The 22,210-nt window shown below is 72.4% G+C and carries 19 protein-coding genes and 1 riboswitch; of the genes, 6 read left to right on the top strand and 13 right to left on the bottom strand.

Annotation, left to right across the window (positions count from 1 at the left end; all coding sequences use genetic code 11):
* Positions 1–525 precede the first annotated feature (525 nt).
* A complete protein-coding gene (locus HD601_RS02155) occupies positions 526–1,125 on the bottom strand; it encodes a histidine phosphatase family protein (RefSeq protein WP_184818897.1) in 600 nt (199 codons plus the stop codon).
* A 45-nt stretch (positions 1,126–1,170) separates the two neighbouring features.
* On the opposite strand from HD601_RS02155, the gene HD601_RS02160 reads away from it, so the two are divergent.
* Positions 1,171–2,145 (top strand): CorA family divalent cation transporter, encoded by a 975-nt coding sequence (locus HD601_RS02160; protein ID WP_184818899.1) that lies wholly within the window; start codon positions 1,171–1,173, stop codon positions 2,143–2,145.
* Positions 2,146–2,149: 4 nt separating this feature from the next.
* Here the strand turns inward: HD601_RS02160 and HD601_RS02165 are convergent, their stop codons facing one another.
* From HD601_RS02165 to HD601_RS02180, 4 genes are all read right to left on the bottom strand, one after another.
* A complete protein-coding gene (locus HD601_RS02165) occupies positions 2,150–2,626 on the bottom strand; it encodes a YflT domain-containing protein (protein ID WP_184818901.1) in 477 nt (158 codons plus the stop codon).
* Between the two features lie 107 nt (positions 2,627–2,733).
* A complete protein-coding gene (locus HD601_RS02170; protein WP_184818903.1) occupies positions 2,734–3,240 on the bottom strand; it encodes an HNH endonuclease in 507 nt (168 codons plus the stop codon).
* A 160-nt stretch (positions 3,241–3,400) separates the two neighbouring features.
* Positions 3,401–4,120 (bottom strand): 1-acyl-sn-glycerol-3-phosphate acyltransferase, encoded by a 720-nt coding sequence (locus HD601_RS02175; protein ID WP_184818906.1) that lies wholly within the window; start codon positions 4,118–4,120, stop codon positions 3,401–3,403.
* A 71-nt stretch (positions 4,121–4,191) separates the two neighbouring features.
* Positions 4,192–4,914: a hypothetical protein gene (locus HD601_RS02180; RefSeq protein ID WP_184818908.1), complete on the bottom strand. Its 723-nt coding sequence runs from the start codon at positions 4,912–4,914 to the stop codon at positions 4,192–4,194.
* A gap of 259 nt (positions 4,915–5,173) precedes the next feature.
* A riboswitch (TPP riboswitch) is annotated at positions 5,174–5,279 on the top strand.
* 92 nt (positions 5,280–5,371) lie between these two features.
* Here HD601_RS02180 and HD601_RS02185 point away from each other — a divergent pair.
* Genes HD601_RS02185 through HD601_RS02195 form a run of 3 tightly spaced genes read left to right on the top strand, consistent with a single transcriptional unit; the run spans position 5,372 to position 8,273 of the window.
* The gene (locus HD601_RS02185; protein ID WP_184818910.1) at positions 5,372–5,974 is read left to right on the top strand and encodes an ECF transporter S component; all 603 of its coding nucleotides are present in this window, start codon (positions 5,372–5,374) and stop codon (positions 5,972–5,974) included.
* Complete coding sequence (locus tag HD601_RS02190) at positions 5,974–7,470, top strand: ABC transporter ATP-binding protein (RefSeq protein WP_184818912.1); 1,497 nt, start codon at positions 5,974–5,976, stop codon at positions 7,468–7,470. The genes HD601_RS02185 and HD601_RS02190 overlap by 1 nt, the downstream gene beginning before the upstream one ends.
* 2 nt (positions 7,471–7,472) lie before the next feature.
* Complete coding sequence (locus tag HD601_RS02195) at positions 7,473–8,273, top strand: energy-coupling factor transporter transmembrane component T family protein (RefSeq protein WP_246400543.1); 801 nt, start codon at positions 7,473–7,475, stop codon at positions 8,271–8,273.
* Between the two features lie 66 nt (positions 8,274–8,339).
* Here HD601_RS02195 and HD601_RS34510 read toward each other — a convergent pair whose 3' ends face one another.
* The 3 genes from HD601_RS34510 to HD601_RS02210 form a co-directional block, all read right to left on the bottom strand.
* Positions 8,340–12,716 carry a ThuA domain-containing protein gene (locus HD601_RS34510; protein WP_184818913.1) on the bottom strand — a complete coding sequence of 1,459 codons (4,377 nt, stop codon included), beginning with the start codon at positions 12,714–12,716 and terminating at the stop codon, positions 8,340–8,342.
* A gap of 216 nt (positions 12,717–12,932) precedes the next feature.
* Positions 12,933–14,180 carry an IS256 family transposase gene (locus HD601_RS02205; protein ID WP_184818915.1) on the bottom strand — a complete coding sequence of 416 codons (1,248 nt, stop codon included), beginning with the start codon at positions 14,178–14,180 and terminating at the stop codon, positions 12,933–12,935.
* A gap of 652 nt (positions 14,181–14,832) precedes the next feature.
* A complete protein-coding gene (locus tag HD601_RS02210; RefSeq protein ID WP_184818917.1) occupies positions 14,833–15,288 on the bottom strand; it encodes a MarR family winged helix-turn-helix transcriptional regulator in 456 nt (151 codons plus the stop codon).
* Positions 15,289–15,367: 79 nt separating this feature from the next.
* On the opposite strand from HD601_RS02210, the gene HD601_RS02215 reads away from it, so the two are divergent.
* Together HD601_RS02215 and HD601_RS02220 are read left to right on the top strand one after the other, a co-directional pair.
* Positions 15,368–16,516 (top strand): Mrp/NBP35 family ATP-binding protein, encoded by a 1,149-nt coding sequence (locus HD601_RS02215; protein WP_184818920.1) that lies wholly within the window; start codon positions 15,368–15,370, stop codon positions 16,514–16,516.
* 15 nt (positions 16,517–16,531) lie between these two features.
* Positions 16,532–17,404, top strand: coding sequence for a hypothetical protein (locus HD601_RS02220; RefSeq protein ID WP_184818922.1), 873 nt, complete (start codon positions 16,532–16,534; stop codon positions 17,402–17,404).
* A gap of 7 nt (positions 17,405–17,411) precedes the next feature.
* Here the strand turns inward: HD601_RS02220 and HD601_RS02225 are convergent, their stop codons facing one another.
* The 5 genes from HD601_RS02225 to HD601_RS02245 all read right to left on the bottom strand — a co-directional run bounded on the left by HD601_RS02225 (position 17,412) and on the right by HD601_RS02245 (position 22,201).
* The gene (locus HD601_RS02225) at positions 17,412–18,917 is read right to left on the bottom strand and encodes a multicopper oxidase family protein (RefSeq protein ID WP_184818924.1); all 1,506 of its coding nucleotides are present in this window, start codon (positions 18,915–18,917) and stop codon (positions 17,412–17,414) included.
* Complete coding sequence (locus HD601_RS02230; RefSeq protein WP_184818926.1) at positions 18,901–19,332, bottom strand: hypothetical protein; 432 nt, start codon at positions 19,330–19,332, stop codon at positions 18,901–18,903. Before HD601_RS02230 ends, HD601_RS02225 begins: the two co-directional genes overlap by 17 nt.
* Positions 19,333–19,613: 281 nt before the next feature.
* A complete protein-coding gene (locus tag HD601_RS35335) occupies positions 19,614–21,104 on the bottom strand; it encodes an ATP-binding protein (RefSeq protein ID WP_184818928.1) in 1,491 nt (496 codons plus the stop codon).
* On the bottom strand, positions 21,101–21,805 hold the full coding sequence (locus tag HD601_RS02240; RefSeq protein ID WP_184818930.1) for a response regulator transcription factor: 705 nt from the start codon (positions 21,803–21,805) through the stop codon (positions 21,101–21,103). The genes HD601_RS35335 and HD601_RS02240 overlap by 4 nt, the downstream gene beginning before the upstream one ends.
* An 87-nt stretch (positions 21,806–21,892) precedes the next feature.
* Complete coding sequence (locus HD601_RS02245) at positions 21,893–22,201, bottom strand: hypothetical protein (RefSeq protein ID WP_184818932.1); 309 nt, start codon at positions 22,199–22,201, stop codon at positions 21,893–21,895.
* Between the last annotated feature and the right edge of the window lie 9 nt (positions 22,202–22,210).

Consider the following 22,210-nt stretch of genomic DNA (forward strand, 5'->3'; position numbering starts at 1 on the left):
GCACGCCTCGCCGATCTCTGGCGGTGCGGCCGGGGTTGTGGACAGCGATGATCATCAAGGATCGGCCACATCACGAGGCTTACCCGAGCCTCAACACGGTTGTAGGCGTGTCGAGGCTCGGGTAATCGTGGTGGGCGGCCCAAGAAGCGCCCCACGACGCCCGTCAGGAGGGAGTTCTCCCCGCCATAGCGAGGAAAAGTCCCTCCCGACGCCGTCGGCGGCCCGACTTCACTTGCGCCGGCCGTCTTCACTAACCCAAACCGTCTTCCGCGGCCCCGCCAGAGCTCAGAGGACGGTTCTCCGTAGTGAAGTCGGGCGGCGCAAGTGAAGTCGCGCCCCCGCGCCCGTCGCCAGACTCCCCCCGTCCCCCTGATAGCTGCCGAGTTCTTGGCCGCGGAGCCGCGGGTCAAGCGGACCCCCACCGGCGCGCAGCGCCGCCCAGGGTCCGCTTGAGGCGCGGATTCGCGGCTAAGACACTGGGCAGCAGGGGGACGGGGCCACCCAGCGCAACCACACGAACCCCAACTACGGAGCGTTCCAGCGGTCGATGGCGGGCGTCTCGCGGTCCCAGCCGAGCACCGACACCGTCGCGGTGTCCAGCCGCAGGCGAGCGCCGTCGGCGACAGGGAGGCCCACCCACCGGGCCCCGACCACGCGCAGGATGTGTCCATGGGCGAACACCAGCGCCCGCTCGCCGTCGAACGCGCGCAGCCGCGCCACTAGGCGGTCGACCCGCAGCTCCACGTCGTCGGGCAACTCGCCGCCGGGGGCGCCGTCGGTCCAGAGGGACCAGTCGGGGTCGGTCTCGCGGATCTGCGCCGTCGTGATGCCCTCGTACCGGCCGTAGTCCCATTCTCGCAGGTCGTCGTCGAGGTCGGGGGACGCGAATCCCGCCAACGAGGCCGTCACCCGGGCGCGCTGCAGTGGGCTCGACAGCACCAGGCCGAACGCGCCGCCGTCGAGCCGGGCCGCGAGCGACCGCGCGGCCTCCTCGCCCACGGGTGTGAGGGGCAGGTCGGTGCCGCTGGTGTGCTTGCCGTCGCGGCTCCACTCGGTCTGTCCGTGCCGGACCAGCCAGATCTCGGGTCGGTGAGTCGGCGGATCCTCGTGCCGGAACGTGGCCATGCTGGTAACGCTAGCGCTGGGGATCGGCTCGGCGAGGAGGAAACGGTGACGGTAACGGACTGGGCGCTGTACCGCGACGGCCGGTTGCAGCCCGGCCGCGAGTACGACGACGCCGTGGCGGCGGCCCGTGACCGGCTGGGGTTCGTCTGGGTCCGGCTGCACGAGCCCACGGACGAGGACCTGCGCGCCGTCGCGTCCGACTTCGGGCTGCACCCGCTCGCCGTCGAGGACGCCCGCGACGAGCGGCACGGGACGAAGGCGGGGCTGTACGACGGGCTGGTCTACCTGGTCCTGCACCGGGTCGCCTACGACGGCGAGGCGGTCGGGGTGCGCGACGCCGGCCGCCTGACGGTGTTCGCGGGACCCGACTTCGCCGTCACCCTGAGCGAGGGCGGGCCGGACCCCGTCCCGGCGATCGTGCAGCGACTGGAGGAGCAGCCGAAGCTGCTGGCGCACGGGCCGGCGGCGGTCCTGTACGCGACGGCCGACGCCACCGTCGACGAGTACACCGAGGCCGCCGAGGCGTTCGAGTCCGACCTCACCGACATCGAGGCGGCGGTGTTCGACGACACCAGCGGCAACCAGGCCGGGCGCATCTACCGGGCCAAGCGCCGGCTGCTGCAGCTGCGCCGGGCCGTCGTGCCCCTGGGTCCGCCGGTGCGCACACTCATGCAGCACGCGCCGGAGCCGGCGCAGGCCAAGGTGCAGCAGTTGTTCCAGGGCGTCGGTGACCACCTCGACCATGTGCACGGCCAGCTCGCCGCCCACGACGACATCATCAACTCGATGCTGCAGGCCAACCTCGCGCAGCTGTCGGTGTCGCAGAACAACGACATGCGCAAGATCACGTCATGGGCGGCGATCGTGGCCGTGCCGACGGCGATCGCCGGCATCTACGGCATGAACTTCACCGACATGCCCGAACTGCACTGGGTGTTCGGGTACCCGGCGGTCATGCTCGTGATGGCGGCGATCTGCGTCGTCCTGTACTGGAACTTCAAGCGCCGCGGCTGGCTCTAGGTGACTAGGGCGTGCCCGTCTGCAGCGAGAGCTTGGCCAGCTCGTTGCGGGCCTGGTCGGCGTGCTGGTGCTGGCAGAAGATCTCGTACCGGCTCGCGACGGTGACGCTCTGCGAGGTGAAGTCGCGCCGGCCGCCGGTCAGCGCGTAGCCGACCAGGCCGAAAATCATCATGAAGATGGCGCCCCACAGCACGCTGAGCAGGATGATCGCCAGCCACCCCTCGTCGGTGAACAGGCCGAGCAGCAGACCGACGAACAGACCCAGCCAGGCGCCGGTCGCCAACCCGCCGAGTGCCGCCTTGCCCCAGGTCAGCCGGCCGGTGACCCGCTCGACCTGACGGAGGTCGCTGCCGACGATGGCCAGGTTCTCGACGGGGAACTTCTGGTCGGCGAGGAAGTCGACCGCCTTCTGCGCTGCGGGGTAGTCGTCGTACGTACCCACGACGATGCCGGTCGGGAGACCGGGAACAGGACTCACCATGACGCACCTCCTAGGGCTTCGACAGTACTCGCGCGGACGATCATCGGACGGCTCATTCGACGGCGTCGCCGGAGGCAGAAGGGCAGAGTGCGGCCCTGGGGGCAGGGTCAGGCCGTGGACGCGATGAGCCACTCGGGCAGCGACTCTGCCGCCGTGACGCCCAGCGCCAGGACGAGCGCGCGGTGCGCCTTGGGCTCGAAGGGGTCGACGAGCAGCGTCATTCCCGCCTCGGCCGGGGTGCGGTCGGCCTTGAGCTGGTTGCACGACACGCACGCCGCGACGGTGTTGAGCCAGCCGCGCTGGGCACCGCCGCGCGAGGTGGGCACGATGTGGTCGATGGTGTTGGCGCGGCCGGCGCAGTAGGCGCAGCGCCGTCCGTCGCGCTCGAGGACCCCGCTGCGCGACCACGGCACCTTGCGGCGGTAGGGCACGCGCACGAACCGGAGCAGGCGCACGACCAGCGGAGTCGGCAGTTCGCGGGTGGCCGACCGGATGAGCTTCTCGGTGTCGGCGTGCTCGACGACGGCCTTCTCGGTCAGGATGAGGATGACGGCCCGGCGGACCGAGACCACGGCGAGCGGTTCATAGGAGGCGTTGAGAACGAGTGTGTTCATAGCGCACACGCCTCCTTCCCGAGCCCGGGTCAGGGCTCGTCGCTCTGACTCTAGTGTGGCCTATTCGCTCGGCAAGGAACGGAACGGCAAAATCTGGACCAATCGCTGACGGCGCCCGCTGGCGCGGACCCGCCTCTACAGTGCATCGACGCCGCCGGGTTCACAACGGCTTTTCCTTCTGGTCCAGGTCGAGACGCGGCAGCGACTCGCCCGACACCGAACCCGACACGGAGCGCCACACGTCGGTGACGCGGTCCTGGATGACCTCGACGACGTCGCGCAGCGGTTGGCCGGCGAACTCGTCGGGCAGGATGGGCTTGCCGACCCGCAACTTGATGGTCGGACGGCGGACGACCGAGGTGAGGGCGCCGCCGAGGCTGCGCCCGATGGACCCGGAGCCGATGCGCCGGGCGTCGTGGTGGGCCACCGGGATGACCGGTGCCTTGGCGTCGGCCGCGAGCCGGCCGACGCCGAAGCGGAACCGCCGGGGCGAGCCGTCGGGCGTGGCCGAGACGTCACCCTCGGGGTAGATGCCGACGACCTCGCCGCGGTCGAGGGCGTCGAACGCGGCCCTGAGTGCCGCGGCGCCCGCCTGCCGGCCGCCGACCTCGATCATGCCGGCCTGCCGTGCGAGCGGGCCGATGAAGGGGTTGGCGAACACCAGCGACGAGGCCATGAAGCGCACGTGGCCATGGGTGACGCCGCAGCCGTCGCGGTGGCACGGCACGCTGGGCCGCAGGCCGGCCTTGTAGAGCGTGGCCAGCACCGGCGGGACGTCGGCGATGGAGGTGTGGTTGACGGCGACGATCGCCGGGCCCTTCATGGGCAGGTGCGACAGGCCGGTGGGATCGACGCGACCGAACCACTTCGTCAGACCCACGGCAACCGCACCGACGAGTTCCACGAGGGAAGATTAACCCATCGGTCCGACAGGCCGCTGACGACGCGTCGTCACGGGGCCGGCGTGGGGGTCTCGGTGGGCACCGGGATCTTGGTGAGGTCGACGACGGCGTCCTCGGCCGGCGGCGTGACCGCGACCTCGGTGCCGTAGTCGGTGAAGCTGATGACGCCGGCGCCGGCCGACGCGCCCTTCTCCTCGAGCCGCAGCGGCAGCGGCTCGCCCGTGGCGGCGACCCAGAGCGTGCCGCCGGTCTCGGGGAACAGCAGGCCGACCGCCGGCTTGCCGTCGACGTCGCGGACAGCCGTCAGCCCTTCGGGGGCGTCGGCGCCGAGCACCGCGGCGGCGAAGGTGGAGCCGTCGGCGAAGATGGCGAAGCCGGACGCGGCCTCGGGTGAGATGAGCAGCCACTTGCCGGCCAGCGTGGTGCCGACGTCGGCGCCGACCACCTCGGCCAGCGACTCGTCGCCGGTGACGTAGACCGCACCCGGCGTGGCGACCAGCTGGACGGTGGTGTCCGAGCCCACGGTGCCGACGGAGCCGACGCCGTCCTTGAAGGAGATGTCGATGGTGTTGCCGCCCACCGTGGTGCCGGTGACGCGGTAGGAGCCGGAGGCGCGCATGGCCGCCAGCGACTGGTCGAGGACGTCGGCCGGAGCCATCTCGTCGATGCCGTTGGGGGCCTCGTCGAGGCCGTCCTCGACGCTGATCTGCGCCAGCGGCGACACCGACGGGTGTTCCGGCGCGGATGTACACGCGGTCAAGGCGATGGTCACGAGCGCGGCGGAACCGGCTGCAGCCAGTCGGCGAACGACCAGTTGCATGTGCGGCTGACCTCTTCGTTCAGTGGTCGGCTCGGGGGCGAGCACGAGGCGGCTCCGATCGGAGCGCCTGATGGAGCATACCCACGCTTCGCGCGGGTCGTCACCGAAACGTAACCTGGCCATGGCCGCACGGACACCCGCGCCGGGGCGTTTGCGCTGATCATCGCGGGTCGTGAGAGACGGGTGTAATCTCTTTCACGCGACAACTGAATACCCACGACAGGGGAGCGCTGCAGCGCTGAGAGTGCGGGACACGCCCGCAGACCCTCGAACCTGATCCGGGTAATGCCGGCGCAGGAAGTCGACACCTCGACCGCAGCAGCGCGTCCCACGGGTACGTCCCGTGGAGGCGCGCTGCGTCATGTTCGAGCCCCCTCGTCGTACCCCCACGTACGAGAGGAGCCCTCCGATGAGTGAACAGGGGACCGTCCAGCTGCGACGGCACCGCTGGCGCACCGTCGACATCGTGGTCGCGTCCGTCATCGCCGTCGTGTTCGGCGTCGTGTTCGCGATCTGGAACAACCTGCTGTACTCGGTGATCAACGCGCCCCTGGGCGCACTGCCGATCGCACCGCTGGCGTCGGGCGTCTGGCTGATCCCGGCCGTCGTCGGCGCACTGGTCGTCCGCAAGCCCGGCGCCGCGCTGTACACCGAGCTCCTGGCCGCCGTCGTGTCGATGTTCTTCGGCTCGGCCTGGGGGTTGTCGGTGTTCCTGTCCGGCATGTGGCAGGGCCTCGGCGCGGAGGTCGTGTTCGCGCTGCTGGCCTACCGCCGCTGGGGGCTCGGCCCGGCCCTGCTGGCCGGCGGTGGCGCCGGGCTGGCGATGGGCACCTACGAGATCATCACCTACGTCCCGACCTACTCCTGGGACTGGAAGCTCATCTACGTCGGTTGTGCGGTGGCCGCCGGTGTCGTCGTCGCGGGCGGGCTGGGCTGGCTGCTGGTCCGGGCGCTGGCCCGCACCGGTGCGCTGGCGCCGTTCGCCGCCGGCCGCGCGCAGAGCGAGATCTGATGACGGCGTCAGCTTCGGGTTCCGGCGGCGGGGCCGCGCTGCGGCTGCGCGGGTTCGGCTGGCGCTACGCCGGCCGGAAGGCGTGGGCCTGCCGTGGTGTCGACCTCGACATCGCCGCCGGTGAGCGGGTCCTGCTGGTCGGGCCGTCCGGCGCGGGCAAGTCGACGCTGCTGCGCGCCGTCGCCGGACTGCTCGACCCGGAGACCGCGGCCGAGCACAAGGGAGAGGTGCTCGTCGACGGCGTCCCCGCGGCGACCGCGCGCGACCGCGTCGGCATGCTGCTGCAGGACCCGGAGTCGTCGCTGGTGATGTCGCGCTCCGGCGACGACGTCGCGTTCGGCCTCGAGAACGCCGGGGTCCCCGCCGAGCAGATCTGGCCGCGGGTGGACGCCGCGTTCGCGCAGGTCGGGTTCCCGTACGACCGCGACCGGCCGACGGCGGCGCTGTCCGGCGGCGAGCAGCAGCGGCTGGCGCTGGCCGGTGCGCTGGTCCGGCGGCCGTCCGTGCTGGTGCTGGACGAGCCGACCGCCAACCTCGACCCGGCGGGGACGGCGACGGTGCTGGGCGCGGTCTCGTCGGCACTGACGGAGGGGTCCGGCGCCGGGACGACGCTGCTCATGGTCGAGCACCGGGTCGACGCGGCCGCCGGGCTGGTCGACCGCGTCGTCGTGCTGGAGCCGGGCGGCGGCGTGGCCGACGACGGCCCGCCGGCCGAGGTGTTCGGCCGCCGTGGCGCCGCTCTCGCCGCGGCGGGGGTCTGGGTGCCGGCGCCGTGGGGTCCGGCCGCTCCCTCGTTCACGCCCGGCCCCGGCGGCGACGAGCTGCTCACCGCCCGCGACCTCGGCCTGACCTACCCGCGGACCCGGCGCCCGGCGCTGTCGTCGGCGTCGCTGTCCGTGCGGCGCGGCACCGCCGTCGCCGTCACGGGGACCAACGGGAGCGGCAAGTCGACGCTGGCGATGCTGCTGGCCGGGCTGCTGCCGCCGGACACCGGCGCCGTGCTGCTGGACCGGTCGGACCGGCCGCTGCACCAGTGGCGGCCGCGCGACCTGTGCCGTCGGGTCGGGACGGTGTTCCAGGACCCGGAGCACCAGTTCGTCACGCGCACCGCCCGCGACGAGCTGCTGGTCGGGCCGCGGCGAGCCGGAGTGCCGGACGGCGAGGCGGCGGCCCGGGCGGACGAGCTGCTGTCGCGGCTGCGGCTCGAGCGACTGGCCGGCGCCAACCCGTTCACGCTGTCCGGCGGCGAGAAGCGGCGGCTGTCCGTCGCGGCAATGCTGGCGACCGCGCCGGACCTGCTGGTCATGGACGAGCCGACGTTCGGCCAGGACGCGCGGACGTGGGCGGAGCTGCTGGACCTGTGCGTGGGGTTGCGGGCGGGCGGGACGGCGATCGTGGCGGTCACGCACGACGAGGCGTTCGCCGCCGCGCTGGCCGACGAGCGCGTGACGGTGGCCGACGGCGTGCTCACCGCCGACGCGGGGGTGCGGTCGTGACGCTGCTGCAGACCCATCTGTCGACCGACCCGGCGGCCCCGCTGGCGCGCCGGAACCCCGTCGCGAAGCTGGGCGCCGCACTCCTTCCGTCGATGGCCCTGCTGGTCAGCGTCGACCCGGTGTCGTCCGCGCTGCTGCTGACCGCCTGGCTGGTGTCGGTCCCGGCGTGGGGCGTGGGCTGGCCGGGGCTGCTGCGCCGGCTCTGGCCGCTGGGGCTGGCCGTCGTCATGGTCGCGCTGGGCAACGCGGTCTTCACCGACCGCAAGGGCGGCGCGACGCTGCTCGAGGCCGGCCCACTGCTGCTGACGACGGAGAGCGTCGCGACCGGCCTGACGGCGGGCCTGCGGGTCGCGGCGATCGCCCTGCCCGGCGTGCTGGCGATCCTGACCATCGACCCCGTCGACCTCGCCGACGCGCTGGTCCAGCACCTGCGGGTGCCGGCCCGGTTCGCCTATGGGTCGTTGGCGGCGTTCCGGCTGGCGCCCCTGCTGGCCGCCGAGTGGGAGGTGCTCGGGCGGGCGCGGCGGGCGCGAGGGCTGGGCGGCGACCGCAACCCGGCGCGCGCCCTGGCGGTGCTCGGCGGCCGCCTGTTCGCCCTGCTGGTCGGAGCGGTGCGGCGGGGGACGCAGCTGGCGGTCGCCATGGACGCGCGCGGGTTCGCTGCGTCGGCCCACCGGACCTCGGCGCGCCGTCAGACCTTCACCCGCGCCGACGTCGCGCTACTGGCCGCGTCGGCCCTGCTCACCGCGGTCGCCGTCGCCGCAGCGATCGCCGTCGGCGCCTGGTCCCCCGTTCTCTCCTGACCGCCGGGACCGCCGGGACCGCCGGATCCGCCACCCCGGCAGGTGGCGGACCCGGCGGACCGGAACTCAGGCGGAGCCGACGTCGCTGCCGGCGGCGGCCCGCAGGATCGCGGACCGCTCCCGCGGCGTGATCAGGGCCGCGACCTCGGGCTGGTCGAGCACCTCGCCGACGTGGCGGACGAACTCGGCGTGGCTCGCCCAGTCCTCGTCGTCGAGGATGAGGTCGCCAACGGTGCAGCCGTCGGCCAGCGCCCGGTTCGGCACCCCGCTGTCGAGCCCTCCGACGACGACGGTGTCGCGCTCGTCCGGCTCCGGGCAGGCGGCCGGCTCGTCCTCCGGGTTCACCCTGAAGTGGTCGAAGCCGACCTCCACCGGCTCCGTCTGGCCGCGGCCCTGGTGCAGCGGGCCGAAGCCGCCGTCGGTGATCCCGGTGTTCTGCACGGACCCGGGCATCTCGATCCAGGTGACGCCGTCGACGCTGATCCACCCGGTGAACGTGGTGCCGGACTTCTGCAGCCGGAACCACCACTCGTCGCCGGGGTTGGCCGGCGCCGGCTGCAGGTTCGGCTGCGTCGTCGACGGCACGTCGCCGGTCTCCGAGCGCAGCTCCACGCGCATCGTCCGCGGCTGGCCGGGCAGGTTGTCGGCGACGAGGTCGAGCTTCACGTAGTCGCCGTCGTCCTCGTAGTACTGCAGGCCGACCTGCTGGTAGCGCTGCTCCAGCGGCGCGTGCACCTTGGTCTGGATCAGCCAGTCCTCGTCCGGGTCGACCGGCTGCAGGAACTGGTTCTGCACCGGCGGGTTGTTGTTGGCGCCGAAGTTGCCTCCGGACGTCGTGTGCACCCAGAGCCGGCCGTCGGCGACGCGGTAGTCGCCGGCCGCCTCGCGGACGATCCGCGACCACCGGCAGGTGTCCAGCGCCGTTCCGTCGAACTCGTCGTCGCGGACGGGGCACTGCGACGGCGGCTCCTCGACCTCGACCGCGACGTGGGCCCGCCCGACGCTGCCGGCGCTGTCGGTCGCCGTCAGCACGGCGTCGTACGAGCCGGGCGTCGTGTAGGTGTGGGTGGCGCTCGCGCCCGAACCGCTGCCGCCGTCGCCGAAGTCCCACGCGTACGACACGATCTCGCGACCGGCCGGGCTCGTCGCGGACCCGGTGAAGGTGACCTCGAGCGGCGCCTGGCCGGACTCGGGCGACGCGGACGCCGTCACCACCGGAGCGTCCGGGTCGGCGACGCCGGGCCCGTTGAAGCGCAGCCAGTCGGCCGAAAGCAGGTCCGGCCCGCCCGGCGTGTACCCGTCGCGCGCCTGGAAGACCATGAACAGCTCGAACGTGCCGCCCGGGTCGGCGAGGCCGACCTCGAGCTCCTGGACGGTGTCCCAGCTGCCGTTGCTCAGCACCTCGACGCTGCCGAGGACCTCGCCGTCGGGCGCGTCCTTGCGGAACTCGATGACGCCGCCCTGACCGGCCGACGACGCCCCGACGGTCACCGAGTCGATGCCGTGGAAGCTCACCGGGTCGTAGGACACCCAGTCGCCGGGCCGGATCTCGCCCAGCCGCACGCCGGCGCTCGACCCCGGCCGGGCCAGCGGCGTGACCCCGCTGTTGCCGTCGTAGTACTCCGCCTCGGTCGACTTGGTGCGCAGCTCGACGCCGGACGCGCCCGTGAGCGTGCCGACGCCCTCGCCGCCGCGGTCGACGTAGACGCCCTCGAGCACGTAGTAGAGGTTGACGTCGCCGCCGTGGCCGCCGTCGGTCATGGTCGGGACGACGCCCTCGCAGCCTTCGACGGTGTCCAGCGGGTGCGCGTGCTCGTCGTGCCCGAGCAGCGTCTGGACCAGCACGTCGGCGCAGTCGATGCCGCCGTCGGCGATGGACCCGTCCTCGGCGTCCTCGACCGACACCTCGTACGGGATGAGGTCGCCGAAGTCGAAGAACCCGCCGTCGGGCGGCAGCTCGACCGTCACCACGGGCCGGGTGTTGCCGACGACCACCTGCACCGCGGCGAGCGCCTCGCGGCCCTCCTCGTCGGTGACGGTGAGCCGTGCGGTGTACGTGCCGTTGGCGGTGTAGACGTGCGACGGGTCCGGTTCGGTGGAGCTGCCGCCGTCGCCGAAGTCCCACGCGTACGTCACCGGCAGCCCCTGCGGGTGGCCGCTGCCCGTGCTGGCGAACTGGACCGTCAGCGGCGCCTGGCCGTCCGACGGCGTGGCCGCGGCTCGCGCCGTCGGCGGCCGGTCCCCCGCCACGTAGTCGATGCGGTAGATGCCGGAGTCGTCGTTCGGCTCGCCGCGTAGCGCCCCGCCGAAGTTGCTGCCCCACTCGATGACGTAGAGCGAGCCGTCCGGGCCGAAGTCCATGTCCATCGGCCGGATCCAGGTCTGGTCGATGCCCCACGGGTCGACGGAGTAGACGTCACCCGCCTGGGCCGACGGGTACCGCTCGCCGGTGTGGTCCTCGCTGAGGACGGAGACCGTCTTGATCCAGCGCCGGTCCCACTCGGAGATGAACCACTTCCCGTCGTACGACGGCGGGAACTTGGTGTCGGAGTCCAGCTCCGGGTCGTAGTCGTAGATCGGGCCGCCGTGCGGGGCGATGCCGCCGGTGCCGAACTCCGGCCACTCGGGCGTGGCGCCATAGTTCTCGAACATCGTGGCGCCCGTGATCGGCGGGAGCTCGCGCAGACCGGTGTTGTTCGGCGAGTCGTTGACGGGGTTCGCGCAGTCGAACGGCGCGCCCGCCGTCGCCGTCGCGTAGTCGTAGTCGTGGAACGGACGGTTCGGGCCGATGCAGTACGGCCAGCCGTAGTTGCCGGCCTCGGTGATGAGGTTCCACTCGCCGTGCGCCTGCGGGCCGCGGGTCGCGCTGTTGCTGCGGGCATCCGGCGAGTGCTCGCCGAGCAGGACGTGCCCCGTCGCGTCGTCGACGCGGAACCGGAACGGGTTGCGGAACCCCATCGCATAGATCTCCGGTCGGGCCTCCGCCGGGTCGTGGGTCTCGGCGTCGAAGAGGTTGCCGTCGGGAACGGTGTAGCCGCCGTCGTCGGTGGGCGTGATGCGGATGAGCTTGCCGCGCAGGTCCGCCGTGTTGGCCGACGTCGACTGCGCGTCGAAGTGCGCCCGGCCGCTGCGCTCGTCGATCGGCGCGTAGCCGCTGGACTCGAACGGGTCGATGTTGTCGCCGAGCGCGACGTAGAGGTTGCCGGCCGCGTCGAAGTCCATGGCGCCGCCCATGTGCACGCCGGAGCGGTTCAGCTGCCGGTACGTCGGGATCTCGATCAGCACCTCCTCGGAGGCGAGGTCCAGCTGGTTCTGGTCGGTGAGGGTGAACCTCGAGATCTGGATGCGTGGTTGTATCGCGTGCGAGTAGGTGAGGTAGATCCAACGATTCGTCGCGAAGTCCGGGTCGACGGCGATGCCCAGCAGCCCGTCGGAGTCCGGCGTGTAGACGGGGACCGTGCCAGCCGTCGTCACCCCGAGTGTCGTCTGGTCGATGATCTTCACCGCGCCGCCGCGCTCGACGAACACGACCTCGTTCTCGTTCAGGAAGCCCAGCGCCATCGGGTCGGCCGGATTGGACGCGATCTGGACCTTGTCGAAGCTCTCCTCGGCGGTGCCGCCGCAGTCGCCGTCGGCCACCCCGGCGGCCCACTCGATGCCGCCCTTGAGGTGCTCGACGAAGTCGGCGTCCTGGAAGGCGGCGGCGCTGTGGCCGCCCGCGGTGTACCAGGAGCGGCCGCCGTCGTAGATCTGGCACCAGGAGAACGGGTGGTTGGGCCCCTCGGTCAGCCCGGAGATGCCGACCTTGGTGTCGACCCAGGTCAGGACGTGGACGTCACCGACCACACGCTGATTCCAGTTGTACCACTCCTCCTCGAACTCCCAGAGCTCCGGCAGATTCGCCGTCGACGGGTGGACGCGGTCGGTCACCTTCACCCGCCCGTTGATCGTGCCGTCGGGGTTCGTACCCGGCGGGTGGTTGGTGAAGATCGAGCCCACCAGGTCCTCGTACCACTCCCAGTCCCGCTCGGCCGCCGTCGCCGCATGCAGGCCGGTGAAGCCGCCGCCGGCCTGGATGTAACGCTGGAACGCGGCGCGCTGATCGGCGTTCAGCAGGTCGCCGCTCTCCGGTGTCGAGTTCGTGTTGTTGAAGATCACGACGTCGAACGTGGCGAGGTCCTCGTCATTGAAGATCGTGGCGTCGTCGGTGGTGACGACCTCGAAGTCGTTCTCCGCACCGAGCTGCTCGATGGCGGCCTGACCAGCGGGGATCGACTGGTGGTAGAAGTTGGTGACCTTCGAGAACACGAGCGCGCGGAACCGTGGGTCCGCCTGTTCCTCGTGGGTGGTGGCCGTGGCCGCCGTGCTCGCGACGGCGAGGGCGGTCAGCAGCAGCGCCAGCGCGGCGACGATCGAGGTGAGTCGGCGGGTGCTCCGGGACATCGGGCCTCCTTGACCGGAAAGCGCCTTCCCACCCGCCCGAGAGGGGCAGGTGGCGGGGATGGTAAGGGCTTTCCCGCGTACGCTAGGGACTTTCGTCGCCCGGTGTCAATAGATCGCCGCCGCCGTTCGATTCGGGGTTCTGCCGGGGCGGTGAGGTGGGCCGGGGGTCAAGTCCGGTGACGTGGTGTACGAGGTCTGATCCCTCGTCGTTGTGCTTCAGGCCGTGATGGCTTGCAGGGTCAGCTCCTCGTCGGTCACCTCCTGCTCGGCTGTTGCGACGGCCTGGGAGCGGGTGAGGACGTCGAGTCCGAGGTAGCGGCGGCCTTCGGCCCACTCGTCGTGCTGTTCGGCCAGGACGGCGCCGACGAGGCGGATGATCGAGGGCCGGTCGGGGAAGATCCCGACCACGTCGGTGCGGCGGCGGATCTCGCGGTTGAGGCGCTCGTTGGGGTTGTTCGACCAGATTTGTCGCCAGATCTCCTTGGGGAACGCGGTGAAGGCCAGGATGTCGGCGCGAGCGTGTTCGAGGTGGTCAGCGACGGCGGGGAGTTTCTCGGTCAGGGCGTCGACGACGCGGTCGAACTGGGCATGCACCGACTCGGCGTCGGGCTGGTCGTAGATGGAGTGCAGCAGGGCCTTGACCCAGCCCCACGAGTTCTTCGGTGTCGCTGACATGAGGTTGGCGGCGTAGTGGGTGCGGCAGCGTTGCCAGGCCGCACCCGGCAGAGTCGCCTCGATCGCGGAGGTCAGCCCGCGGTGGGCATCGGACGTGACGAGCTTGACCCCCGTGAGGCCGCGGGCGGTCAGATCTCTGCAGAAGGCGAGCCAGCCGGCGCCGTCCTCGCTGGTGGTCACGTGGATGCCGAGGATCTCGCGGTGCCCGTCGGCGTTCACGCCGGTCGCGACCAGCGCGTGGACTGCGACGACCCGGCCACCCTCGCGGACCTTGAGCACGAGTGCGTCGGCGGCGACGAACGTGAACGGCCCGGCGTCGGCCAGCGAGCGGGTGCGGAACTGCTCCACGTGCGCGTCGAGGTCCTTGGCCATCTCCGAAACCTGCGACTTCGACAGGGCCGTGATGCCCAACGACTGCACCAGCTTGTCCATCCGCCGGGTGGACACCCCGAGCAGGTAGCAGGTCGCCACCACCGAGGTGAGTGCCCGCTCGGCCCGCTTCCTGCGCTCGAGCAGCCACTCGGGGAAGTAGGACCCCTGACGCAGCTTGGGCACCGCGACATCGATCGTGCCGGCACGGGTGTCGAAGTCGCGGTGCCGGTAGCCGTTCCGCCGGTTCACCCGCTCCGGGCTGGTCGTGCCGTACTGCGCACCACACACCGCGTCAGCCTCGGCCGACAACAGCGTGTTGATGAACGTCTGCAGCAACTCGCGCAACAGATCCGGGCTGGCCTGGGCCAGCTGTTCCTCGAGCAGGCGGGCAGGGTCGATACTGGTCCTGACGGTCATCGTTGGTGTCCTTCTTCGAGTCGGTTGTGAGAGATCACTCGAAGGATCACCCGGTGGCCGTCACCCACATCTACAGCGACACGCTCACCGGGATCGGTACACCACTCTGCCGGACGTCACTGGGCCGGGGGATGGGGGTGGGCTCCCCGTCCCTCTGCTGCCCAGTGTCTTAGCCGCAGCTATCAGGGGGACGGGGAGACCCTGGGCACGCCTCGCCGTTGGTTTGCGGCCCACCGGACTGTCGTCGAGGGCGAGTTACTACCGCCAGAGCAGTAGTAACTCGCCCACGGCGTCCGTCAGGAAGGAGTTCTCCTCGCTATAGCGGGGAAAAGTCCCTCCCGACGGCACCAACAGCCCGACTTCACTACGACCAGCCGACTTCACTTGGCAGAACCGTCTTCTGCGCCCCCACGCGAGGTCAGAAGACGGTTCTCGCTAGTGAAGTCGGCGGGCGCAAGTGAAGTCGCGGCGCGCCCGTCGCCAGACTCCCCCCGTCCCCCTGATAGCTGCCGAGTTCTTGGCCGCGGGGACCCGGGTCAAGTCCAAGCGCCCCCAGGGCGCGCAGACTTGAGGCGGGTGCACACGGCTAAGACACTGGGCAGCAGGGGGACGGGGGCACCCAACCCAACCCCACGCACCACGACAAGGAACGTCAGGGTTCGATGCGGCGAAGCAGCTCGGCCAGCGTCCGGAGTTCCTGGTCGTCGAAGCGGCCGACCACGTAGTCGTGCACGCCGCGCAGGTGCGTCCCACTCGCGTCGCGAAGCCGCTCGAACCCGTTGTCGGTCAGCACCGCGTAGAAGCCGCGCCCGTCGCGCTCGGCCTGGGCCCGTTCGACGAGGCCTTCTTCCACCATGCGGTCCACCAGCCTGGTGAGGCCGCTGGGCGAGAGCATGACCCGTTCGGCCAGTTCGCTCATGCGCAACCGGCGGCCGTCGGCCTCGAGGAGTCGTACCAGGACGTCGTACCAGGCCAGCGGGAGGTCGTGCACGGCGACCAGGTCGGCCTCGAGGCGGCGCAGCACCTGCGACTGGGCGCGGATGAACAGTCGCCACACCTCGAGCTGCTCAGGTGTGACCCACTGGTCGGTGTCCTTGCTGGCGGTCATGGTGTCCAGATCCTAGACGCCGCCGCCCACGAGACGGTGCAGAAGCGCGGCGACGCAGCGGCGGACGTAGCATCGACACATGAGCGCGCTCCCCACCGTCGACGACGTCACCGCGGCCCTGGCCGGGGTCAAGGACCCTGAGATCAAGCGGCCCATCACCGAGCTCAACATGGTGAAGTCGGTCGACGTGGCGGCCGACGGCCGTGTCACTGTCGCGGTGTACCTCACGGTCGCGGGCTGCCCGCTGCGCGACACCATCACCCGCGACGTCACCGCGGCGGTCATGGCGCTGCAGGGCTCCACCAGTGTCGAGGTCGTCCTCGACGTCATGTCGGCCGAGCAGCGCAAGGAGCTGTCGCAGCAGTTGCGCGGCGGCGCACCCGAGCGCGAGATCCCGTTCACCAAGCCGGGCTCGCTGACCCGCATCTACGCGGTCGCGTCCGGCAAGGGCGGGGTGGGCAAGTCGTCGGTGACGGCCAATCTCGCCGCCGCCATGGCCGCCGACGGCGTCAACGTCGGCCTGGTCGACGCCGACATCTACGGCCACTCCATTCCGCGCATGTTCGGCGTCGAGGGCTCGCAGCCGACCGTCGTCGAGCGGATGATCATGCCGGTGCCGGCGCACGGCGTGAAGCTCATCTCGACGGAGATGTTCAAGCCCGACCGCGACATCCCGGTGGCGTGGCGCGGCCCCATGCTGCACCGCGCGCTGCAGCAGTTCCTCACCGACGTCTACTGGGGCGACCTCGACGTCCTGCTGCTCGACCTGCCGCCCGGCACCGGCGACGTCGCCATCTCGCTGGCGCAGCTGCTGCCGAACGCCGAGATCGTCGTGGTGACGACACCGCAGCTGGCCGCCGCCGAGGTCGCCGAGCGTGCGGGCTCCATCGCCATGCAGACCCACCAGCAGGTCGCCGGCGTCATCGAGAACATGTCGTTCCTCCCCTGCCCGCACTGCGGCCCCGAGCACCGGCTCGAGATCTTCGGCACGGGCGGCGGGCAACGGGTCGCCGACGGACTGAGCAGGCGGCTCGGCGCGACGGTGCCGCTACTCGGCGAGATCCCGCTCGACACCCGGCTGCGCGAGGGCGGCGACGCCGGCACCCCGCTGGTCCTCGGTGAGCCCGACGCGCCCGCATCGGACACGCTGCGGCAGGTCGCCAGGCGGCTCTCGCACCGCCAGCGCGGCCTGGCCGGCATGTCGCTCAGCCTCTCCCCGGCGGGCTGATGGCAGGGTCGGCGGATGCGTCGCGTCGCCGTCCTGCTCAGCACCCTGCTCCTCGTCGCCTGTGGTGACGGCGGCAGCGGCGGCTCGGCGACCCCCACGGGCGAGCCGCCGGGCACGGCCATCACCGCGGACCTGACCGTCCCGCCGGGCACCGTCCTGCTCGGCACGTCGTTCCCGCATGACGCCGGGACGGAGGCGCTGCTGCTGGTCACGGGCGATCCGGTCGCGGTGTTCGCCGACCTCGTCGACCAGGTCCGGGCGGCCGGGCTGGACCCGCTGACCTACCACCCGGACGAGGATGCGGCGCCGTCCGCCTGCCGGGTCGCCGACGTCGCCTATCCCGGCGGCGAGTCGGAGGCGCTGGAGTGTGAGGCGCACGCGTTCGGGCCGAGCGCCTACCGGCTCGACCTGGAGCTCGTGGTCAGCGAGCACCCGGAGCCGTACCTGTCGTTCGTCCGGATCACCGAGGTGCGGGACAGTCCGTCGTCGCCGCTGCCCGGTCTCGAGGCCGAGGCGCCGACGCCCGAGGGCGACTCGCCGGTCACTCCGCCGGACTTCCCCGCCGGGCTGCCCGGCCCCGGCGACCGCATCGGCGCGCCGTTCGCCCCGTCCGGTGAGGAGCACGCGCTGCTCGACGGCTACGAGCTGCTCGCGCCGCCGATGATGTCCACCTGCGCCACCGGCGGGTTCGTCGCCGTCGTCCGTGCCGTCGACGGCCCGAGCGACGCCGTCGCCGCGTGGGCCGAGCACCTGGGCGAGGAGTCGTTCGCGCAGGTCCCCGAGCCGGAGGTCAACGGGGCGCGGCTCGTGCTCAGCGGGGCGGGCGCCGGCACTGTGACCGTCACCGGCTCCGGGGACTACGTCCTGCTGGACCGCTGCAACGACTGAGCAGCCGTCACTCCGGCTCGTTCGACCCCGGACCGCCGATGCGGAACGGCGCGTAGACCCCCGTGTAGGCCAGGTGCGCGACCAGGCCCTCGGTGGCGTGCGGCAGGTCGTGGCAGTGGTCCAGCCAGATCCCCGGGTTGTCGGCGACGAACGCGATCTCGTAGGTCTCGTCGCGGCCGACGTCGAGGGAGTCGACGATCCACGGGCTGCCGGTGGCCGGCTCACCGTCGCGGCTGAGCACGACGGCGTGGTGGCCGTGCAGGTGCATCGGGTGGTTGTCGGCGCCGGAGTTCTCGATCCGCATGCGCACGACGTCGCCGTCGCTCACCACGAACATCGGGACGTCGGGGAACATGCTCCCGTTGACCGTCCAGTACATGCCCGGCCGCCCGTCGACCAGCCCGAACCGGCGGCCGATGCGGTACTCGAACTCGCGGTCGGCGGCGGCCGGGTCGAACCCGAGCGGCGCCGGGGTGCCGTAGTGCAGCAGGTCGACGTCCTCGGCCGGCGCGTCGCCCACGTCGGCCGGCGCGACGGCGGCACCCGGCGGCGCCACGACCACCGTCGTCCCGCCCAGCTCGACCCGCGCCGCCGTCCCGACGGACGGCGCCTCGAAGCCGAGGTCCACCCGGGCCCCGGCCGGCAGTGTCACCGCGGCATCCGTCACCAGCGACGGCTCGTGCACGTCGCGCCCGTCGACCGCCAGCAGCCGGAACGCGACACCGTCGGCCAGCCACGCACGCTTGACCTCGTTGTCGGTGTTGACCAGCCGGAGCCGTACCGACTCCCCCGGCGCCGCGTCGACCCGCAGCCCGTCGCGCCGCCCGTTCACCGTCGGCCCGTCGCCGTAGGTGTGCACGGCCGCCACGACGTCGTGGTCCGCCGCCTCCCCCGCGGGCGGCGCGACCACGAGCGTCCCGAACAGGCCGCCGCGCACCTGGGAGTGCGACACCTGGTGCGAGTGGTACCAGTACGTGCCCGCGTCCTCGGCGACGAACCGGTACGTGTGCGATCCGCCGACGGCGACGGCGTCCTGCGTGACCCCGGCGACGCCGTCCTCGGCGTTCGGCACGTCGACCCCGTGCCAGTGCAGCGTCACGCCGTCGGGCACCGACTCGTTGACCAGGGTGACCTCGACCAGGTCGCCCTGTTCGACGCGCAGCTCCGGCCCGGGCGTCGTGCCGTTCAGCGTGTAGCGGTCGCCGTCACGGGCCGCGACCAGCTCGACGGCGACGTCGGCCGGCCGGTCGCCGGGTCCGGTGAGCGAGTCGACGTCCCGGTCGCCGGGCTGCCGCGGTGGCCCGTCCCAGCCGTGCGCCGCGTGGCCGTCGTGCACCTCGTCGACCGGCCCGCCGCCGAACTCGGCGTGCCCCATGCCCATCACCGAGTAGGTGGCGGGCAGCCGGCTCGACGACCACAGCAGCCCGACGGTCACGAGCACCGCCAGCGCCGCCAGCGACGCGATGACCAGCCGGTTGTTCCGGCGCAGCCGGACGTCAGACCCGGACGGCATCGGCCGCGGTCGTCGTGGTCACCCGGGCCGCCCGGGCCGCCGTCAGGGCCAGCCCCAGGATGACGAAGGCGTTGACGCCGTGCAGCAGCCCGACGGCGGGCGCCTCGAACGCGGCGAAGCCCAGCGTGATCTGCACCGCCACCGCCAGCAGGAGCAGCAGCGCCCACTTCACGCCGCCGCGCACCTTCGCGAAGAACGACACGATCAGCAGCACCAGCACGAGCAGCGGGATGACCATCGTCCCGCCGATCCCGTGCAGCATCGGGCCCGCGTTCGGCAGGTCGGAGTCGGACGTGACCACCGCGCCGCCCTCGACCTCGTTGATCACCCCGAACGTCCCGAACGCGACCGCCGCGGCCTGGAACACCACCGCCAGCGCGATCAGCCCACTCACCACCCGGTACGTCGCCCGCATGAGCGCCCCCTCTCCTCGCCGACGACGCTACGGCGACGGCGGCCGACGGGGCAGGGTGCCAGCCTGCGACTCGGGCGGGGTGCCAGCACCCCCGCGCCACTCAGTACGCGTGGGGAAAGGGGTTCTGCCGGACGTGGGTGGCGCAGCTGTTGCCAGGGCGACAGTTCGGCCACCCAACCGGGTGCATCGTGCAACTATCCCGAGCCCGACCGTCCCGCCCAGCCCGAGCGCCCGCCGGCGCGCGATCAGCCGGCGGCTGTTCCTCACCTCGTCGTTCATCGTCATGAGTCGAGCGTGACCGGCCGGCCTCGGTGCGGGCCGTGAGCCGGCTGTGCGTCTCCTGTGTCCAGCGGCAGCCGGACCGTGAACACGGCGCCCGGCCCGGCCCCGACCCCGATCGTGCCACCGTGCGCGTGCACGATCGCCTCGGCGATGGCCAGGCCGAGCCCCGTCGACCCGCCGGCCCGGTTGCGGGCGGTGTCGGCGCGGCTGAACCGCTGGAACAGCCGGGGCACCAGCTCGGGCGGCACACCGGGGCCGTCGTCGCGCACCTCGACGACCACCTCGCCGTCCACGACGCGACAGGACGCCCACACCGTCGTTCCCGCCGGGGTGTGCACGCGCGCGTTGCCGAGCAGGTTCGCCAGCACCTGCCGCAACCGGCCCTCGTCACCACAGACGAGGATCGGCGACGGCGACGGGCCGAGGTCCAGCCGCCAGGCGTGGTCCGGCCCCGCGGCATGGGCGTCGGCGACGGCGTCGACGGCGAGCGCCGCGAGGTCGACCGGCGCCCGCTCCAGGGGCCGGCCCGCGTCGAGGCGGGCGAGCAGCAGCAGGTCGTCGACCAGCCCCGTCATGCGGCCGGCCTCGGCCTCGACCCGGCCGATCGCGTGCGTCGCCGACGGCGGCACCGTGTCGGGTGAGCGGCGGACCAGCTCGGCGTAGCCGCGGATCGAGGCCAGCGGGGTGCGCAGCTCGTGGCTGGCGTCGGCGACGAAGCGGCGGACCTGCTGCTCGGACTCGTGCCGCGCCGACAACGCCGTCTCTACGTGGCCGATCATGCGGTTGAACGCCGCGCCCACGCGGCCGACCTCGGTCCGCTCGGCAGCGAGGACGGGCGGCACCCGCGGGATCGTGTCCACCTCCCCACGGTCCAGCGGGAGCTCGGTGACCTGGCGCGCGGCCTCGGCGACCCGGTCCAGCGGCCGCAGCGACCGCCGGACCAGCACGGTCGCGGCACCGGCGGCGACGGCGACCCCGGCGGCGGCCAGCCCGGCCTCCAGCCCGACGTACGAGCGCAGCGTCCCGGCGACGTCCGCGGTGCTCAGGGCCGTCACGACGGAGTCGCCGCTCCCGGCCGGCTGGCACACGGCGTGGAACGTGCCCAGCTCGGGCAGGACCGCCGACCGGATCTCGCCGTCGCAGGGCAGCGCCGTCAGCGCCGCCACCTGGGCGTGGTCGAGCGGCTGGAACTCGCCGGCGTCGTCGACGTAGCCGGCCTGTTCCACCCGGCCGTCGTCGTAGTAGAGCTCGACGGTGCCGGCGGCCTGGCCGGGCACGGCGTGCGGCTCGTCCGGCGCGCCGAACCCGTGGCCACCGGGGCCGGCCGACCCCTTCGCCCGGTCGGCGGCGGCGAGCAGCTGGGTGTCCAGCTGGTCGTACAGCGACGAGCGCAGCACCAGCGCCGACACCACCGCGAGCGTCGCCGTCACCGTCAGCACCAGCGCCACGACGGTCAGGACCAGCCGGCGCCGCAGCGGATGCCGGGTCACGGGCCGCTCGCCGGCTTGAGCTGGTAGCCGACGCCACGGACGGTGTGGATCATCGGCTCGCGGCCCTTGTCGATCTTGCGCCGCAGGTAGGAGACGTACAGCTCGACGATGTTCTCCTGGCCGCCGAAGTCGTACTGCCAGACGCGGTCCAGGATCTGCGCCTTCGACAGCACCCGGCGCGGGTTGCGCATGAAGTAGCGCAGCAGCTCGAACTCGGTCGCGGTGAGGTGGATCGGCTCGCCGTCACGGCCGACCTCGTGCGCCTCCTCGTCCATGACCAGGTCGCCGACGGTGAGGACGGCCTCCTGACGGGCCCGGGTCGCCCCGGCCCGGCGCAGCAGCCCGCGCAGCCGCGCGACCAGTTCCTCGAGGCTGAACGGCTTGGTCACGTAGTCGTCGCCGCCGGCGGTGAGCCCGGCGACGCGATCCTCGACGGCGTCGCGGGCGGTGAGGAAGAGCACCGGGACGTCCGGTCGGTGCGCCCGGATCCGCCGCATCACCTCGATGCCGTCGAGGTCGGGCAGCATGACATCGAGGACGACGGCGTCCGGTGGCTGCTCGATGGCGGTGCGGACGGCGTCCTGGCCGGTCAGGGCGGTGGCGGTGGTCCAGCCCTCGTACCTGAGGACCGAGGTGAGCAGCTCGGCGAGGTTCGGTTCGTCGTCGACCACCAGCACGCGCGGCGGGAGGGTGTCGGTCATGGATCCGGTCTACGGGCCGAGGTTGAGAGGCTCCTGAGCCGACCCTGTGAAGTTCCTGTGAGCCGGCCAGGAGCCCTCTGACCCGGGTCAGGTGGTGGCGGTGCTGCTGGACTCGGCGTCTGGCGCGGGTCGTCCTTCCTCGTCGCAGCCCTCGCCGCGGCCGCCCGGCGCGTCCGGCCGGGTCCGGTTCGGCTCCGTGGCGTCGGGCGACCCCGGCGCGGACGGCTCCGCGGACTCCGACTCGGACGGCGACGACGGGGCGGGCGTGGAGTCGGCGGCCGCGGCGATGCCGTAGCCGCCGAGCAGCACGCCGCCGGAGACGGCCGCCGCCACGATCGGCGTGCGCCAGCGCCTCAGACGGTCGCGGGTCGGTGTCGTGCTCGTGCTGTCGGACATCGGTCCTCC

The sequence above is a fragment of the Jiangella mangrovi genome (genome assembly GCF_014204975.1).
Lineage (GTDB): Bacteria > Actinomycetota > Actinomycetes > Jiangellales > Jiangellaceae > Jiangella > Jiangella mangrovi.

Bases quoted from the DNA above. Each gene is read 5' to 3' on its own strand.
- HD601_RS02245 (WP_184818932.1), bottom strand. From the start codon at position 22,201: ATGTCCGACAGCACGAGCACGACACCGACCCGCGACCGTCTGAGGCGC.
- HD601_RS02170 (WP_184818903.1), bottom strand. From the start codon at position 3,240: ATGAACACACTCGTTCTCAACGCCTCCTATGAACCGCTCGCCGTGGTC.
- HD601_RS02220 (WP_184818922.1), top strand. From the start codon at position 16,532: ATGCGTCGCGTCGCCGTCCTGCTCAGCACCCTGCTCCTCGTCGCCTGT.
- HD601_RS02230 (WP_184818926.1), bottom strand. From the start codon at position 19,332: ATGCGGGCGACGTACCGGGTGGTGAGTGGGCTGATCGCGCTGGCGGTG.
- HD601_RS02205 (WP_184818915.1), bottom strand. From the start codon at position 14,180: ATGACCGTCAGGACCAGTATCGACCCTGCCCGCCTGCTCGAGGAACAG.
- HD601_RS02210 (WP_184818917.1), bottom strand. From the start codon at position 15,288: ATGACCGCCAGCAAGGACACCGACCAGTGGGTCACACCTGAGCAGCTC.
- HD601_RS02185 (WP_184818910.1), top strand. From the start codon at position 5,372: ATGAGTGAACAGGGGACCGTCCAGCTGCGACGGCACCGCTGGCGCACC.
- HD601_RS02190 (WP_184818912.1), top strand. From the start codon at position 5,974: ATGACGGCGTCAGCTTCGGGTTCCGGCGGCGGGGCCGCGCTGCGGCTG.
- HD601_RS02155 (WP_184818897.1), bottom strand. From the start codon at position 1,125: ATGGCCACGTTCCGGCACGAGGATCCGCCGACTCACCGACCCGAGATC.
- HD601_RS02225 (WP_184818924.1), bottom strand. From the start codon at position 18,917: ATGCCGTCCGGGTCTGACGTCCGGCTGCGCCGGAACAACCGGCTGGTC.
- HD601_RS34510 (WP_184818913.1), bottom strand. From the start codon at position 12,716: ATGTCCCGGAGCACCCGCCGACTCACCTCGATCGTCGCCGCGCTGGCG.
- HD601_RS02165 (WP_184818901.1), bottom strand. From the start codon at position 2,626: ATGGTGAGTCCTGTTCCCGGTCTCCCGACCGGCATCGTCGTGGGTACG.
- HD601_RS02240 (WP_184818930.1), bottom strand. From the start codon at position 21,805: ATGACCGACACCCTCCCGCCGCGCGTGCTGGTGGTCGACGACGAACCG.
- HD601_RS02215 (WP_184818920.1), top strand. From the start codon at position 15,368: ATGAGCGCGCTCCCCACCGTCGACGACGTCACCGCGGCCCTGGCCGGG.